Origin of the sequence: Streptomyces sp. NPDC019937 (genome assembly GCF_040631655.1) — a bacterium.
In the GTDB taxonomy this organism is placed as follows: domain Bacteria; phylum Actinomycetota; class Actinomycetes; order Streptomycetales; family Streptomycetaceae; genus Streptomyces.
The window spans coordinates 23,680-37,098 of sequence record NZ_JBEYAL010000033.1; the positions used below are offsets into that span (position 1 = coordinate 23,680).

Sequence of the window (13,419 nt, forward strand, 5' to 3'; positions counted from 1 at the left end):
ATAGTGCCTCTTCCTAGGGTTGTCGCCGTACCCGGAAAACGACACAAATACCCAGGATTGAGGCGAGTGGACATGCGTGCTGCAGTCGTGAGGACCTTCGGCGGACCCGAGGCCGTGGAGGTCGTGGAGACCGGACTGCCGGAGCCGGGGCCGCGGCAGGTGCGGATCAAGGTGGCGGCGGCCACGCTGAACCCGGCGGACGCGGGGGTCCGGGAGGGGTTCCTCGGGGACGCGGGCAAGCAGATCGGATTCGGCTGGGACGTCGCCGGCACGGTGGACGCGACGGGCGTGGCCACGGCGTGGAGCGTCGGCGACGAGGTGGTGGCGCTCGACCCCGGCGTGGCGCGGCCGGTGCGCACGCACGCGGAGTACGTCGTCGTCGACACGGACGCGGTCGCGACGGCACCGACCACGGTCGACGCCGTGCACGCCGCGACCCTGCCCCTGAACGCCCTGACCGCCGTACAGGCCCTGGATCTCCTGGAACTGGAGGAGGGGCAGTCCCTGCTGGTCACCGGTGCCGCGGGCGCGGTCGGTGGCTTCGCGGTCCAACTCGCCGCGCACCGGGGCGTGTCGGTGACCGCGCTGGCCCGGGAGGGCGACGAGGAGTTCGTACGGTCCCTGGGCGCCGCTCACTTCACGTCCGGTGCCGTCAGCGCGGGCAGCATCGACGCGGTGCTGGACGCGGCGGTACTCGGGGAGACGGCCCTGGAGTGGGTGCGGGACGGCGGCTCCTACGTGGGCGTACGGCCCGGCGGTGAACCGGCGTCGGTGCGCGGGGTGCGCACCGCCTCCATCGCCGTCAGCGCGGACGGCGCCCGCCTCGCGGAGCTGGCCGCGCTGGTGGACGAGGGAGTGCTGACCCTCCGGGTCGCCGAGACCTACCCCTTGGAGGAGGCCGCGAAGGCACACGCCCGCCTGGCCGAGGGCGGGGTACGGGGGCGGCTGGTGCTGGTGCCCTAGTGCTGTGGCCGGGAACGTCCCCCGTGCGGCAGTCAGGTCATGGCGATGGCTTCGGCTGTCGACCCGGTGAAGCTTTCCGGTCACAGCACTAGGTATGGCGGCTCAGCTTGTTCTTTATGGTCTGACCTCGAACGATGTCCCGAACGTGATCGCTCGTACGGGGATTCCGGGGGCGTGAACACGGCCTCCGTCTGTTCCTGTGCTCCGACTAAAGACGCACTTGATCAGCACGAAGGCCGTGGGGGAATGGGTCTGCTGCACCACGATGTCCGGCGGGAAGCGTTCGCGGTGGCGTCACACTTCCGGGACGACTTCTTCGGCTGCCTGCCCATGCGCGGGGACACACTGTTCGAGCTGACTGACGCGTTGCTGTGTGCGGACGGGCCGGTGACCACGCCGGTGGACCTCACGCTGACGGCCGAGCACCGGCGCGGGCACGGCGCGATGTACGACGCGCTGAACCGTGGGGAAGTCGATGTGCCGCGGCTGCGGCAGGTGTTGGCCGGGCTGCCGCAGCCCGAGGCCGCCGACGGGCGCCTGGTCCTGGCGGCGGACGTCACCCACTGGCTCCGGCCCGACGCGCCGACCAGTCCGGACCGCTTGTTCTGCCACGTCTACGGCCGCAGCGGACGCTCGTCGGACCAGTTCGTGCCCGGCTGGCCCTACTCGTTCGTCGCCGCTCTGGAGTCGGGCCGGAGCTCGTGGTGCCAGATCCTGGACGCGCCGCCGCTGGGGCCGGCCGACGACGTCGCCGAGGTCACGCGGCCCAGGTCCGCCGCGTGGTCGAGGACCTCATCGACATGGGCCGTTGGAAGGCGGGCGACCGGGACATCCTGATCGTCTTCGACGCCGGCTACGACGCTCCCCGCATGGCCTATCTGCTGGAAGGACTGCCGGTGGAGGTCCTCGGACGCATGCGCACGGACCGTGTGATGCGCAAGCCGGTCCCGGTGCCGTGGATCTCACCGTCACAAGGCGGACGCCCGCCGAAGCACGGCAAGGAGTTCCGCTTCGCCAAGCCCGACACCTGGAGTGATCCCGATGCCGCGACCGTGCAGGTCAGCGACCGCTATGGCACCGCTCGTGCGATGGCATGGGACCGCATCCATCCTCGTCTGACCACCCGTTCCGCGTGGATCGACCACACCGGTGAACTCCCCGTCATCGAGGGCACGTTGATCCGGTTGGAGGTCGACCGCCTACCCGGCGGCCACGATCCACTCCCGGTCTGGCTGTGGACGTCGGCCACCGGTCTGTCGGGAGAGGACGTCGACCTGCGCTGGCAAGCGTTCCTGCGCAGATTCGACCTTGAGCACACTTTCCGGATGATCAAACAGACCACCCAACTCCGCCTCGCTCGGCCGCTGGCCGCGGACCTCCGCCGCCCTTGGGAGAAGCCGGCCGAGCCCGGCCGGCTCACCCCCGCCCGGGGTCCGCCGGGGGTTCAGGAACCTCCGCCCGAACCTGCCCTGTCCGACCCGTGCGCCGAAACCCAACCGGCCCGGACCCGGCAGGCCGCTCGGCTCGAAGAACCGGCGCCCCGCCACCCGCTACGACGTGGGCAAAACGGCCAGGCGACCCGCGACCATCGCCGAACGTGACCAGGTCAGACCATAAAGAACAAGCTGAGTGGCTGGTTTCTTACCGATCTCTACTGATCAACGAGTCAGTCCCCAGCTCATCATGGGGCTGAAATTCCACCGCATAGAGGGCCAGAAGGGGGCATACCACACTCGCGTCCATTGCGCTTATCTCAACGCCTCCGTAGCGTGTCGGCCATGCGGCAAGAGTTCGACGTCGCGGCGCGCGTCCGTCAGGTGATCGACGAAGCGGGCTGCAGCCAGCGGGAGTTCGCGCGGCGTGTGGTGATGGACCCCTCCAAGCTGTCCCGCTCGCTCGGCGGCACGCGTCGTTTCACCGTCGCCGAACTGGCCCGCATCGCCGACGCGGGCCGGGTCGACGCCGGGTGGCTGCTCGGCACCGCCGGCCCCGGCGAACCCGCCGCCGGCGCCCCCGAACCGGCCGCCCGCCCCTCACCCCCCGAGGGCGGGCGGCCCCTCCAGATCGTGCGCGAGACGGTCCGGCTCATCGCCGAGCACGGCTTCCACTCCGTACGCGTCGCCGACATCGCCGCCGCCTGCGACACCAGCACCGCCGCCATCCACTACCACTTCCCCGGCCGCGCCGAATTACTGGAAGCCGCCGTGCGCTGGTGCATGGACGAGGACACCATGCGCCGCGCCGCCCGCCTCGCGGACGCCGACGACGCCCTGGAGGAGCTGCGTCAGCTCATCGACCTCCAGGTCCCGGACAGCACCCAGCAGCGCCACCAGTGGCTGGTGTGGATGGACCTGTGGGCCGAGGCCGCGCGCTCGACCGCCATCGGGCAGCTGCACGCCGCGTTCTACCGGGAGTGGCGGCGGACGATCGCCGAGGTGATCCGGCGCGGCATCGCCCAGGGCGTCTTCCGCGACGTGGACCCGGAGGTCGGCGCCCTGCGGCTCACCGCGCTGATCGACGGCTTCGCCACCCAGGTCGTCGCGACCGCGCCCGGCGAGGGCGGTACGAGCGCGGACCACATGCGCGCCGCCTGCCTCGCCTACGTCGACACGGAGCTGTCCGCACAGCCCCCTCACCGTCCCGACGAAACCCGTTCATCCCCGTTCCCGTAGCTACGGAGCAGTCGCAGAAGACGGAGAAAGCCCATGCCCATGAACGACAGCGTCATCATCACCTGCGCCCTCACCGGGGCCGGTGACACCGTGGGCCGCAGCCCCCACGTCCCCGTCACCCCCGAGCAGATAGCCCGCTCCGCCGTCGAGGCCGCGGAGGCCGGGGCGGCCGTGGTCCACATCCACGTACGCGACCCCGAGACCGGCGCCCCCTCCCGCGATCCGCGGCTGTACCGCGAGGTCGTGGAGCGGGTGAAGGAGACCGGCACCGACGTCGTCATCAACCTCACCGCGGGCATGGGCGGCGACCTGGTCATCGACCCCGAGGAACCGCTCACCCACCTCCCCGGCACCGACCTGGTCAGCGGCCTGGACCGGCTCCCGCACGTCGAGGACCTGCTCCCCGACATCTGCACCCTGGACTGCGGCTCGCTCAACTTCGGCGACGGCAGCAACCTCTACGTCTCCACCCCCGACATGCTGCGCGCCGGCGCCAAGCGCATCCAGGAGCTGGGCGTCCGCCCGGAGCTGGAGATCTTCGACACCGGGCAGCTGTGGTTCGCCAAGCAGCTGCTGGCCGAGGGGCTGCTCGACGACCCGACCGTCTTCCAGCTGTGCATGGGCATCCCGTGGGGCGCCCCCGCCGAGCCCGGCGTCCTCAAGGCCATGGTCGACATCCTGCCCGAGGGCGCGCAGTGGGCCAGCTTCGCGCTGGGCCGCACGCAGATGCCGTGGGTCGCCCAGTCCATCCTGCTCGGCGGCAACGTACGGGTGGGTCTTGAGGACAACCTCTACCTCAGCCGGGGCGTCAAGGCCACCAACGGCCAGCTGGTCGAGCGCGCCGTCCAGATCACCGAGCTGCTGGGCGCCACCGTCGCCACGCCCGACGAGGCCCGGCGGCGCCTGGGCCTCAAGGCGCGCTCGTAACCCCTCCCGGCCCGCGCTCACCCCTCCTCACCTCCTTAGGACCCCCATGCCCTCACCCCCTTGCGCCCCCGACCGTGTCCGCCGCGTCGCCTGTATCGGCGCGGGCGTCATCGGCGGCGGCTGGGTCGCCCACTTCCTCGCCCGCGGCTACGACGTCACCGCCTGGGACCCGGCGCCGGACGCCGAGGTGAAGCTGCGCCGCCTCGTCGACGCCGCCTGGCCCGCCCTGGAGCAGATCGGCCTCGCCGAGGGCGCCTCACCGGACCGCCTCACCCTCGCCCCGACCCTCGAAGAGGCCGTCGCGGAAGCGGACTTCGTCCAGGAGAGCGCCCCCGAGAAGCTGGAGCTGAAGCGGAGCCTGCTGGCCCAGCTGGACGCGGCGGCCCCGGCGGGCGTCGTCATCGCGTCCTCCACCTCCGGCTATCCGATGACCGACATGCAGACCGAGGCCACCGACCCCGGCCGCCTCCTCGTCGGCCACCCGTTCAACCCGCCGTACCTGATCCCGCTGGTCGAGGTCGTCGGCGGGGAGAAGACCGACCCGGCCGCCGTGGAATGGGCCTCCGCCTTCTACACGGCGGCCGCCAAGTCCGTCATCACGATGGACCGCGAACTGCCCGGCTTCATCGCCAACCGCCTCCAGGAGGCGCTGTGGCGCGAGGCCCTGCACATGGTCGCGAACGGTGAGGCCACCGTGAAGGACATCGACGACTCCATCACCGAAGGGCCCGGTCTGCGCTGGGCCTTCATGGGCCCGTGCCTGACGTTCGCCCTCGCGGGAGGCGAGGGCGGCATGGGGCATATGCTCGATCACTTCGGACCGTCACTGAAATCGCCATGGACGCGTCTCGAAGCCCCTGAGCTGGACGACTCGTTGCGTACGGCCATGGTCGACGGATGTGACGAGGCGGCGGCCGGGCGGAGTATCGCCCAGCTCGTCGCGGAAAGGGACCAGGGCGTGATCAACGTCCTGCGGGCGACCGGCCGGTTGCCCGAGCAGCGCAACGAGGGAGGCGACAAGTGAGCGACCAGCTCCCCCACTACCACCAGACCGTCCGACCGGAATGGATCGACTACAACGGTCATATGAGCGAGGCGTTCTACGTCCTCGTCTTCGGACACAGCACGGACGAGATGATGGTCGAGACCGGTCTCGACTCCGGATACCGGGTGAAGACCGGCTGCTCCCTCTACACCGTCGAGACGCATCTGCGCTATCTCCACGAAGTCGAGGAAGGCGCCGAGCTGACCATCCGCACCCGGGTGCTGGGTGTGGACGAGAAGAAGGTGCGGTTCTCCCACGAGATGTACGTGGGCGAGCCGGAGGGCGGCGAGCCGGTGGCCACCACCGAACTGCTCGCCCTCCACATCGACCAGAAGGAGGGCCACGCGGCGCCCTTCCCCGAGGAGATCCGCGAGCGGCTCACCTCCCTGATCGAAGAGGCGCCCAAGTGGGCGGGCCGCTCCATCGGCCCGGTGCCGGCGGCCGCCTAGGCGCGGCGCACGCAGAGACGAGGGGGTCAGCGGGCCGCACGGCCCGGTGACCCCCTCGACGCGTTCAGGCCGTCGCGCGCGGGCCTGGGCAGCTCAGGCAGGCGGCCGGGCCGTGTCCTTGCCGACGGGGCTGGACCGGGCGTACCAGCTGGCGAGGATGCGCAGCTTTTCGAGGTCGTCGTCGGTCTTGCCGGCGTAGACGAAGAGGATCTGGTCGGGGTCGCCGGGCAGGGAAAGGGCTTCGTAGGTGATGTCGAGGCGGCCGACGACGGGGTGGTCGAACCGTTTGGTGCCCCAGGTGCGTTCGACGACGGTCCGCTCGGCCCACCAGGTGCGGAACTCGGGGGAAACCGAGCGCAGCTCGGCGACGAATGCGGCGATCCGCGGGTCGTGGGGGTTGCGGCCGGCCTCGGCGCGCAGCACGCCGACGACCTCGGAGGTGACCTGCGCCCAGTCGAGGTAGAGGGAGCGGGCGGCGGGGTCGAGGAGCATCCAGCGCAGCAGGTTGCGTTCACCGGGCGGGCGGTGGTTGAAGGGGGTGAGCAGCGCGTCGAGCAGGTCGTTGGAGGCCAGGACCTCGTTGCGGCGGCCGAGGACGAAGGCGGGCTGGTCGTGCAGGCCGTTCAGCATGCGCAGCAGATCGGGCCGCACCTGCTGGGGCGGTGCCTGCTCGGCGCCGCGGCGGGGCTGGGGGCGCAGCAGGTCGCGCAGGTACTGGGTCTCGGCCTGGGTGAGCCGCAGGGCCTCGGCGATGGAGAGGATGACGCCTTCGGAGGCGCTGGTGAGCCGTCCCTGCTCCAGGCGGGTGTAGTAGTCCACGCTGACCCCGGCGAGCTGCGCGACCTCTTCGCGGCGCAGGCCGGGCACTCGCCGGCCCGGGTAGTTCGCCAGGCCGACCTGGGAGGGGCGGACCGCGTCACGCCGGGTGCGCAGGAACTTCTTGATCTCCTCGGCATTGTTCGCCATGGCCTCCAGTGTTCCCCGGCTCGCGGAGGGGTTCCACTGGCGTGGGGGGGAAGGTTTTTCCCCGGCAGCAGTGGCCCCCGCTGGTGGCTTGGCCTGCGGCTTTTCGGCGTGCATGAATGGTGCGGCGGCCATCGCAGCGGCCTTCGAAGGTCCGCGGCCCGCCTGCCGTGTGCGTGGCACCGGCCGGGGGGGCGCCGCCTCACCCCGTACATCGCACCCCCGTCGCCGTCACCCGTTGTGATCGCGGTGGGAGGGGTGCGCCCGTTCTCAGGGAGATCCACATCGTGGCTTTTCAGCAGAAGGTCTGGTTCATCACCGGCTGCTCGACCGGCTTCGGCCGGGCCCTGGCCCAGGAGGTCCTCGCCGCCGGCCACCGGGCGGTCGTCACCGCCCGTGACGTCGCTCAGGTCCAGGATCTCGTCGAGGGCAACGGCCAGGCGCTCGCCCTGCCCCTCGACGTCACCGACGCCACACAGGTCAGGGAGGCCGTCGAGGCCGCCGAGAAGCACTTCGACGGCATCGACGTGCTGGTCAACAACGCCGGCATCGGCTACTTCGCCGCCGTGGAGGAGAGCACCGACGAAGAGATCCGCCGGATCTTCGACATCAACGTCTTCGGCCTGTCCGACGTCATCCGCGCCGCCCTGCCCGGCATGCGCGCACGCCGCTCGGGGACGATCGTGAACTTCTCCTCCATCGGAGGGCTCCGCGCCTTCCCGGCCGTCGGCTACTACGCCGCCACCAAGTTCGCCGTCGAGGGCCTGACCGACGCCCTGCGCCAGGAGGTCGCCCCGCTGGGCATCACCACGCTGCTCGTCGAGCCCGGCCCCTTCCGCACCGACTGGGCCGGCCGGTCCGCCAACGAGACGCTGCCCGAGCGGGAGATCGCCGACTACGCCGACACGGTCGGCGCGCAGCGTGCCGCGTTCCGCGCGGACACCGGCAAGGAGCCCGGCGACCCCCATGCCGCCGCCCGGGCGATCATCACCGCCCTCGCCGCCGACACCCACCCCCAGCGCCTGCTGCTGGGCGCCCCGGCGTACAGCATGGCGATCGAGCAGCTGGAGTCGATGCTCGCCGAGATCCGCGCGAACGAGGCACTGACGAAGTCGGCCGACTTCGACGCCCCCGCCGCCTGACCTCGGCTCGGGCGCGCCGGCCGGTGACGACGCCGTACGGCCTGTCGCCGGCCGGCGCGCCGCGGCGGTTGGTCCGCCCGCCCGGCGCCCCGCACGAAAGCCGAAACCGCGCACCGCACGAAAGCCGAACCGAACCGGGCCGAGAGCCGAACCGAACCGGACGACCACCAGCACACGGAACCGGAGCACCCCTCATGAGCAGCACCGCCTCCTCCCACCGCCCGCTCGCCCTGGTGACCGGGGCTTCCGCGGGCATCGGCTACGAACTCGCGAAGCTGTTCGCCGTCAACGGCTTCGACCTGATCGCCACCGGCCGCGGCGAACACACCGACCAGGCAGCGGCCGACCTCGCACGGCACGGCGTCCACGTCACCCCCGTGCGCGCCGACCTCTCCCTGAGCGAAGGCGTCGAGGCCGTGTGGCGGGCGGTGGAAGAGACAGGACGGCCGCTCGACACCGCGGTCCTCAACGCCGGCCGCAGCATCGGCGGCGCCTTCCTCGACACCGACCTCGACGACGAACTCTCCCTCATCCAGCTGAACGTGGCGTCCGTCGTCCACCTGGCCAAGCACGTCGCCCGGCACATGGCCGGCAACGGCCGCGGCCGCATCCTGATCACCTCGTCGCTGTCGGCGACCCTGCCCACCCCCTACGAGACCGTGTACGGGCCCTCCCGCGCCTTCACCCGCATGTTCGCCCTCGGACTGCGCGAGGAACTCAAGGAACACGGTGTCACCGTCACCTGCCTCATGCCCGGCGCCACCGACAGCGACTTCCACGCCCGCGCGGGCATGAACAACACCGCCTTCGGCCCCGGCATGAAGAAGAACAGCCGCAAGGAAGTCGCCCGCCAGGGCTTCCTCGCCCTGATGAACGGACGCGCCGAGGTCGTCGGGGGCGATGCCGCCACCAAGCGCACCGCCATCGAGCACCGCTTCCTCCCCGAGACCTACAAGGCCGCCCGCCACGCCACGAAGGCCAAGCCGCGGCCTCGGCGGTAGGTGAGCCGGGTACTCCGCTTCCTCTCGGGTTTCTAGACTTCCGTCGTGATGCCTCCCGCCGCCCTTCCCTCGCCGCTGACCCCGCTCGTCGATCCGGTCATGGAGCGTGCGGGGCTGGAGCTGCGGCTGAAGCGGGACGACCTCATCCACCCCACCGTCCCCGGCAACAAGTGGCGCAAGCTCACGCCCAATCTGCGGGCCGCCGCCGAGCAGGGGCATACGCGGCTGCTCACCTTCGGCGGGGCGTACTCCAACCACATCCGCGCCGTCGCCGCCGCCGGGGCCGCGCGGGGGATGTCGACGGTGGGGATCATCCGGGGCGAGGAGCTGGCGGACGCGCCGCGCAACTGGTCGCTCGCGCTCGCCGAGTCGTACGGCATGCGGCTGTCCTTCCTCGACCGGTCCGGGTACCGGGAGACGCTGCGTTCCCTGGACGACCCGGGGACGCTGCGGGAGCTGGAGGCGCGGTGGGGGCGCGCTTACGTCCTGCCGGAGGGCGGTACGAACGCCCTCGCCGCGCGCGGGGCGGCCGAGCTGGTCGCGGAGATGCCCGGTCTGGGCGCGCGCGACATCGTGTGCTGTGCGGTCGGCACCGGCGGCACGCTGGCCGGGATCGCCGCCGCCCTGCCGGAGGGGGCGCGGGCGGTGGGGTTCGCCGTGCTGAAGGGGGCGGCCGGGTATCTGGAGGGCGAGGTGGCGGAGCTGCACCGGCTCGGGTGGGGGCGGGAGTTCGGCGATTGGCGCATCGAGCACGGCTGGCACGGGGGCGGGTACGGGCGGGTCCCGGCCGAGCTGGAGGCGTTCGCGGCGGGGTTCGAGGAGCGGCACGGGGTGCGGGTGGAGCGGCGGTACGTGGCGAAGACGCTGTGGGGGCTGTACGGGCTGGCGGAGGCCGGGGCGCTGCCGCGGGGTGGCCGGGTGACGGCGGTGGTCACCGGGCCGCCGGACCCTGCGGGTGCGGGGTAGGGGGCTTGTCCCCCACCCTGCCCCTTCCCGAATCCGGCGGCTCCGCCCCCGGCCCCCACCGGGGCTCCGCCCCGGACCCCGACGACGCGCGCCGTGGGCGGCGCGGTGTGACGCTCGCCCGGCGGGCAGGGTTGGGCCTCGCGCGTCGGGCACGCCCGGCACGGAGCCGGGGACGCGGCGCGGGACCGGGCCTCGCGCCTCAGGGCGCGCCCGGCGCGGGGCGGGAGGCCGGACAAGAGCGCGGCCCGCACGGGAGACGAGGACGCGCGTCCGCCCGGCGGACGGGGCCGGGCCTCGCGCCCCAGAGCACGCCCGGCGCGGGGAGCGCGGCGCGGCGCGGGACCGGGGCGGGGCGGACAGGCGCGCGGCCCCGCACGGGAGACGAGGGCGCAGGGTCACCCCGCATCGGGAGTCGGGAGTGCGGCGCGGGGTCACTCACGGGCCCGTAGCCGGATGACCGACGTCGCCGCGTGGCGGACCGTGCTCTCCTGGCGCACCTCCACCGTCAGGTCCGGCGCGATCGGCTGGTAGGCGATCCACGCGCCGACCGTGTCGATCGCCGTGGGCGGGTCCGGGGACGGGGATTCCACCGGTGGCAGGTCCCGCAGGGCCGGGGCCAGCTGGGCCCGGACCGCCGGGGAGAGGGGGCCGGAGACGACGGGGGTGTCGTCGCCCGGCAGGACGAGGGCCAGGGCGCGGGGGCGGAACCGGGGGCCGACCACGCCGACGACCACGGCGTCCCGGGTCTCCGAGTGCCGCAGCTTCCGCCAGTGCCGTCCGGGCCGGTAGGGCTGGTCGGGGCTCTTGATGACCAGCCCCTCGACGCCGATGGCCGGAAACGCCTCGTACCAGGTGGCGGCCAGCTCCGGGGCCATCGTCATCGGGACGGCCTGCAGGGGCGGACCGTGCGGTTCGAGGAGCGCGACGAGGCGGGCGCGGCGTTCGGCGTACGGCCGCGGCCGCAGATCGTCCGGGCCGCTCGCGAGGAGATCGAACGCGGCGTAGGACGCGGGGAGTTCGCGGGCGAGCCGCGCGGCGCGGGCCTCGGACGCGGCAGTGGCGCGCTTCTGGACGGCGGCGAAGTCGGTGTGGCGCCCGACCCACACCACCACCTCCCCGTCGAGCACGGTGCCCACCGGGAGCCGCAGGGCGGCGGCCGCCAGGTCGGGGAAGGCGCGGGTGACGATGCGGCCGGAGCGGGCCTGCATCCGCACCTCCTCCGCCAGCCGGAAGATCAGCAGCCGGTGGCCGTCGAACTTCGGCTCGTAGGCGAGCTGCCGCCCCGGCGCGGCGACCGGCAGGGTCGGAACGGGCCGGGCCAGCGCCACCGGCACGGGTGGCAGCAGGGCGGTCATGCCGTGGCGGGCAACGGGTGGGCCCGTGCCGGGTCGAGGAGCGGGGCGAGCAGATCGCCGTGGCGGTCGAGGCGGGCGGGGACATCGTCGATCCGGAAGACCAGCCGCCCGGGGCCGTCGCACGCCTCCACCTCGTCCCAGGTCACGGGCGTGGAGACGGTCGGCTCCCGCCGGGCGCGGGGCGTGTAGGGGGCGGCGGTGGTCTTGGCGGCGGCGTTCTGGCTGAAGTCGACGAACACCTTGCCGGGCCGCAGGGAGCGCGTCATCTTCTGGATGGCCAGCCCCGGCAGCGCCGCCGAGGCCTCCGCCGCGAGCCGCCGGGCGTAGTGGGTGACCTGCCGGGACGGCGCCGGTTCCAGCGGGGTCAGCAGATGCAGTCCCTTGGAGCCGCTGGTCTTGGCGTACGCGGCCAGCCCGTCAGCGGCCAGCCGCTCCCGCAGCCATACGGCGACGGCGCAGCAGTCCACGATCGTGGCGGGCGGGCCGGGGTCGAGGTCGAACACCAGCCGGTCGGCGATGCCCGTTCCCGCGTCGATCCGCCACATGGGTGCGTGGAACTCGACCACCAGGTTCGCCGCCCACATCAGCGAGGCCAGGTCCTGCACCAGCACCTGGCGCGCCGTCTCCCCCTCATGCCGGCTGACCTCGGCGGTCGTGACCCAGGAGGGGGTGCCGGGAGGCGGGTTCTTGGTGAAGAACGTCTGTCCGTCCGGGCCGTCCGGATAGCGCAGGAACGCGAGGGGGCGCCCCCGCAGATGTCCGAGCATCGGGGCGGCGGCGGACGCCAGATAGTGCAGCAGCTCGCCCTTGGTGGTGCCGGTGGCCGGATGGATGACCTTGTCGAGGTTCCTGAGCGCGATCCGTCGCCCCTCCACCTCCGTGATCGGGGACATACGATAAGAATCTCACGAAAGGGATCAAGCATGCGATCTATCTGGAATGGGAACATTTCGTTCGGCCTGGTGAGCATCCCGATCAAGATGTATCCGGCGACCGAGGACCACTCGGTGTCCTTCCGGCAGATCCACACCGCCGACGGCGGCCGCATCCGCTATCGCAAGGTCTGCGAGCTGGAGGACAAGCAGGTCGACTCGGAGGAGATCGGCAAGGCGTACGAGGATGCCGACGGTGCCCTGATCCCGATCACCGACGAGGACCTGGCCGCCCTTCCGCTGCCGACCACCCGCGCCCTGGAGATCGAGGCGTTCGTGAACGCCTCGGACATCGATCCGCTGCAGATGGGCGACGCCTACTACCTCGGCGCCAACGGCACCGCCGCCGCCAAGCCGTACGCCCTGCTCCGCGAGGCCCTCAAGCGCAGCGAGAAGGTCGCCATCACCAAGTACGCCCACCGCGGGCGGGAACGGCTCGGCATGCTGCGCGTCGTCGGCGACGCCATCGCCATGCACCGGCTGCTGTGGCCGGACGAGGTGCGCGAGCCCGCGGGCGTGGCACCCAGGGAGAAGGTCACGGTGAAACCGGCCGAGCTGGACCTCGCCGACACCCTGATGGCCACGCTCGGCGAGGTGAACCTGAGCGAACTGCGCGACGAGTACCACGAGGCCCTGGAGTCCCTGGTGGCGGCGAAGGTCTCCGGCGCCACCCCCACCGCCGAACCGGGCGAGCGCCCGGCCGGGGCCCAGGTCGTGGACCTGATGGCCGCGCTGAAGGACAGCGTCCGCAGCGCGAAGGAGGCCCGCGGCGAATCGGCCGAGGAGGCGGAGGCTGCCGAGGAGAAGGCGACGGTCACCGAACTGACCGGCCGCAAGAAGGCCCCCGCCAAGAAGAAGGCGCCCGAGAAGAAGACGGCCGCGAAGAAGGCCGCGGCCAAGAAGACCGCGGCCAAGAAGCAGACGCCGAAGAAGGCGGCGGCCAAGAAGCAGCCCGGCAAGCGCGGCGCCTGACGCGGGGTGCGGGATACGGTCCAGGGCCCTGC

General features: G+C 72.4%; 12 protein-coding genes and 1 pseudogene. 10 read left to right on the forward strand and 3 right to left on the reverse strand.

Going from position 1 to position 13,419, the window contains the following annotated elements; genetic code table 11:
• The first annotated feature begins 72 nt into the window (after positions 1 to 72).
• The 6 genes and pseudogenes from ABZ562_RS29260 (at position 73) to ABZ562_RS29285 (ending at position 6,056) form a co-directional block, all read left to right on the forward strand.
• Entirely contained in the window at positions 73 to 963 is an 891-nt protein-coding gene (locus tag ABZ562_RS29260; RefSeq protein WP_361485236.1) for an NADP-dependent oxidoreductase, read from the forward strand.
• Positions 964 to 1,293: 330 nt separating this feature from the next.
• Positions 1,294 to 2,564 (forward strand): annotated as a pseudogene (locus ABZ562_RS29265) (transposase).
• Positions 2,565 to 2,741: 177 nt separating this feature from the next.
• Complete coding sequence (locus ABZ562_RS29270) at positions 2,742 to 3,635, forward strand: TetR/AcrR family transcriptional regulator (protein WP_361485238.1); 894 nt, start codon at positions 2,742 to 2,744, stop codon at positions 3,633 to 3,635.
• 39 nt (positions 3,636 to 3,674) lie between these two features.
• On the forward strand, positions 3,675 to 4,562 hold the full coding sequence (locus ABZ562_RS29275; protein WP_361485357.1) for a 3-keto-5-aminohexanoate cleavage protein: 888 nt from the start codon (positions 3,675 to 3,677) through the stop codon (positions 4,560 to 4,562).
• Between the two features lie 46 nt (positions 4,563 to 4,608).
• Positions 4,609 to 5,586, forward strand: a complete 978-nt coding sequence (locus ABZ562_RS29280) for a 3-hydroxyacyl-CoA dehydrogenase NAD-binding domain-containing protein (protein WP_361485240.1) — start codon at positions 4,609 to 4,611, stop codon at positions 5,584 to 5,586.
• Entirely contained in the window at positions 5,583 to 6,056 is a 474-nt protein-coding gene (locus ABZ562_RS29285; protein ID WP_361485242.1) for a thioesterase family protein, read from the forward strand. The genes ABZ562_RS29280 and ABZ562_RS29285 overlap by 4 nt, the downstream gene beginning before the upstream one ends.
• 93 nt (positions 6,057 to 6,149) lie before the next feature.
• On the opposite strand, the gene ABZ562_RS29290 is transcribed toward ABZ562_RS29285, so the two are convergent.
• The gene (locus tag ABZ562_RS29290; RefSeq protein WP_361485244.1) at positions 6,150 to 7,022 is read right to left on the reverse strand and encodes a helix-turn-helix transcriptional regulator; all 873 of its coding nucleotides are present in this window, start codon (positions 7,020 to 7,022) and stop codon (positions 6,150 to 6,152) included.
• Positions 7,023 to 7,306: 284 nt separating this feature from the next.
• Between ABZ562_RS29290 and ABZ562_RS29295 the strand changes: the two genes are divergently transcribed.
• The 3 genes from ABZ562_RS29295 to ABZ562_RS29305 all read left to right on the forward strand — a co-directional run bounded on the left by ABZ562_RS29295 (position 7,307) and on the right by ABZ562_RS29305 (position 10,128).
• The gene (locus ABZ562_RS29295) at positions 7,307 to 8,161 is read left to right on the forward strand and encodes an oxidoreductase (protein WP_361485246.1); all 855 of its coding nucleotides are present in this window, start codon (positions 7,307 to 7,309) and stop codon (positions 8,159 to 8,161) included.
• Positions 8,162 to 8,355: 194 nt separating this feature from the next.
• A complete protein-coding gene (locus ABZ562_RS29300) occupies positions 8,356 to 9,162 on the forward strand; it encodes an SDR family NAD(P)-dependent oxidoreductase (RefSeq protein ID WP_361485248.1) in 807 nt (268 codons plus the stop codon).
• 48 nt (positions 9,163 to 9,210) lie between these two features.
• Positions 9,211 to 10,128 carry a pyridoxal-phosphate dependent enzyme gene (locus tag ABZ562_RS29305; protein WP_361485359.1) on the forward strand — a complete coding sequence of 306 codons (918 nt, stop codon included), beginning with the start codon at positions 9,211 to 9,213 and terminating at the stop codon, positions 10,126 to 10,128.
• A 431-nt stretch (positions 10,129 to 10,559) separates the two neighbouring features.
• Here ABZ562_RS29305 and ABZ562_RS29310 read toward each other — a convergent pair whose 3' ends face one another.
• Positions 10,560 to 11,483 carry an ATP-dependent DNA ligase gene (locus ABZ562_RS29310; protein WP_361485250.1) on the reverse strand — a complete coding sequence of 308 codons (924 nt, stop codon included), beginning with the start codon at positions 11,481 to 11,483 and terminating at the stop codon, positions 10,560 to 10,562.
• Complete coding sequence (ligD, locus tag ABZ562_RS29315; RefSeq protein WP_361485252.1) at positions 11,480 to 12,376, reverse strand: non-homologous end-joining DNA ligase; 897 nt, start codon at positions 12,374 to 12,376, stop codon at positions 11,480 to 11,482. Before ligD ends, ABZ562_RS29310 begins: the two co-directional genes overlap by 4 nt.
• 30 nt (positions 12,377 to 12,406) lie before the next feature.
• Between ligD and ABZ562_RS29320 the strand changes: the two genes are divergently transcribed.
• Positions 12,407 to 13,387 carry a Ku protein gene (locus ABZ562_RS29320; protein WP_361485254.1) on the forward strand — a complete coding sequence of 327 codons (981 nt, stop codon included), beginning with the start codon at positions 12,407 to 12,409 and terminating at the stop codon, positions 13,385 to 13,387.
• Positions 13,388 to 13,419: the final 32 nt, after the last annotated feature.

What these genes read in the sequence shown, in the direction of transcription:
- ABZ562_RS29260 (WP_361485236.1), top strand. Translation starts at nt 73, where the DNA reads ATGCGTGCTGCAGTCGTGAGGACCTTCGGCGGACCCGAGGCCGTGGAG.
- ABZ562_RS29270 (WP_361485238.1), top strand. Translation starts at nt 2,742, where the DNA reads ATGCGGCAAGAGTTCGACGTCGCGGCGCGCGTCCGTCAGGTGATCGAC.
- ABZ562_RS29275 (WP_361485357.1), top strand. Translation starts at nt 3,675, where the DNA reads ATGAACGACAGCGTCATCATCACCTGCGCCCTCACCGGGGCCGGTGAC.
- ABZ562_RS29280 (WP_361485240.1), top strand. Translation starts at nt 4,609, where the DNA reads ATGCCCTCACCCCCTTGCGCCCCCGACCGTGTCCGCCGCGTCGCCTGT.
- ABZ562_RS29290 (WP_361485244.1), bottom strand. Translation starts at nt 7,022, where the DNA reads ATGGCGAACAATGCCGAGGAGATCAAGAAGTTCCTGCGCACCCGGCGT.
- ABZ562_RS29300 (WP_361485248.1), top strand. Translation starts at nt 8,356, where the DNA reads ATGAGCAGCACCGCCTCCTCCCACCGCCCGCTCGCCCTGGTGACCGGG.
- ABZ562_RS29305 (WP_361485359.1), top strand. Translation starts at nt 9,211, where the DNA reads ATGCCTCCCGCCGCCCTTCCCTCGCCGCTGACCCCGCTCGTCGATCCG.
- ABZ562_RS29310 (WP_361485250.1), bottom strand. Translation starts at nt 11,483, where the DNA reads ATGACCGCCCTGCTGCCACCCGTGCCGGTGGCGCTGGCCCGGCCCGTT.
- ligD (WP_361485252.1), bottom strand. Translation starts at nt 12,376, where the DNA reads ATGTCCCCGATCACGGAGGTGGAGGGGCGACGGATCGCGCTCAGGAAC.
- ABZ562_RS29320 (WP_361485254.1), top strand. Translation starts at nt 12,407, where the DNA reads ATGCGATCTATCTGGAATGGGAACATTTCGTTCGGCCTGGTGAGCATC.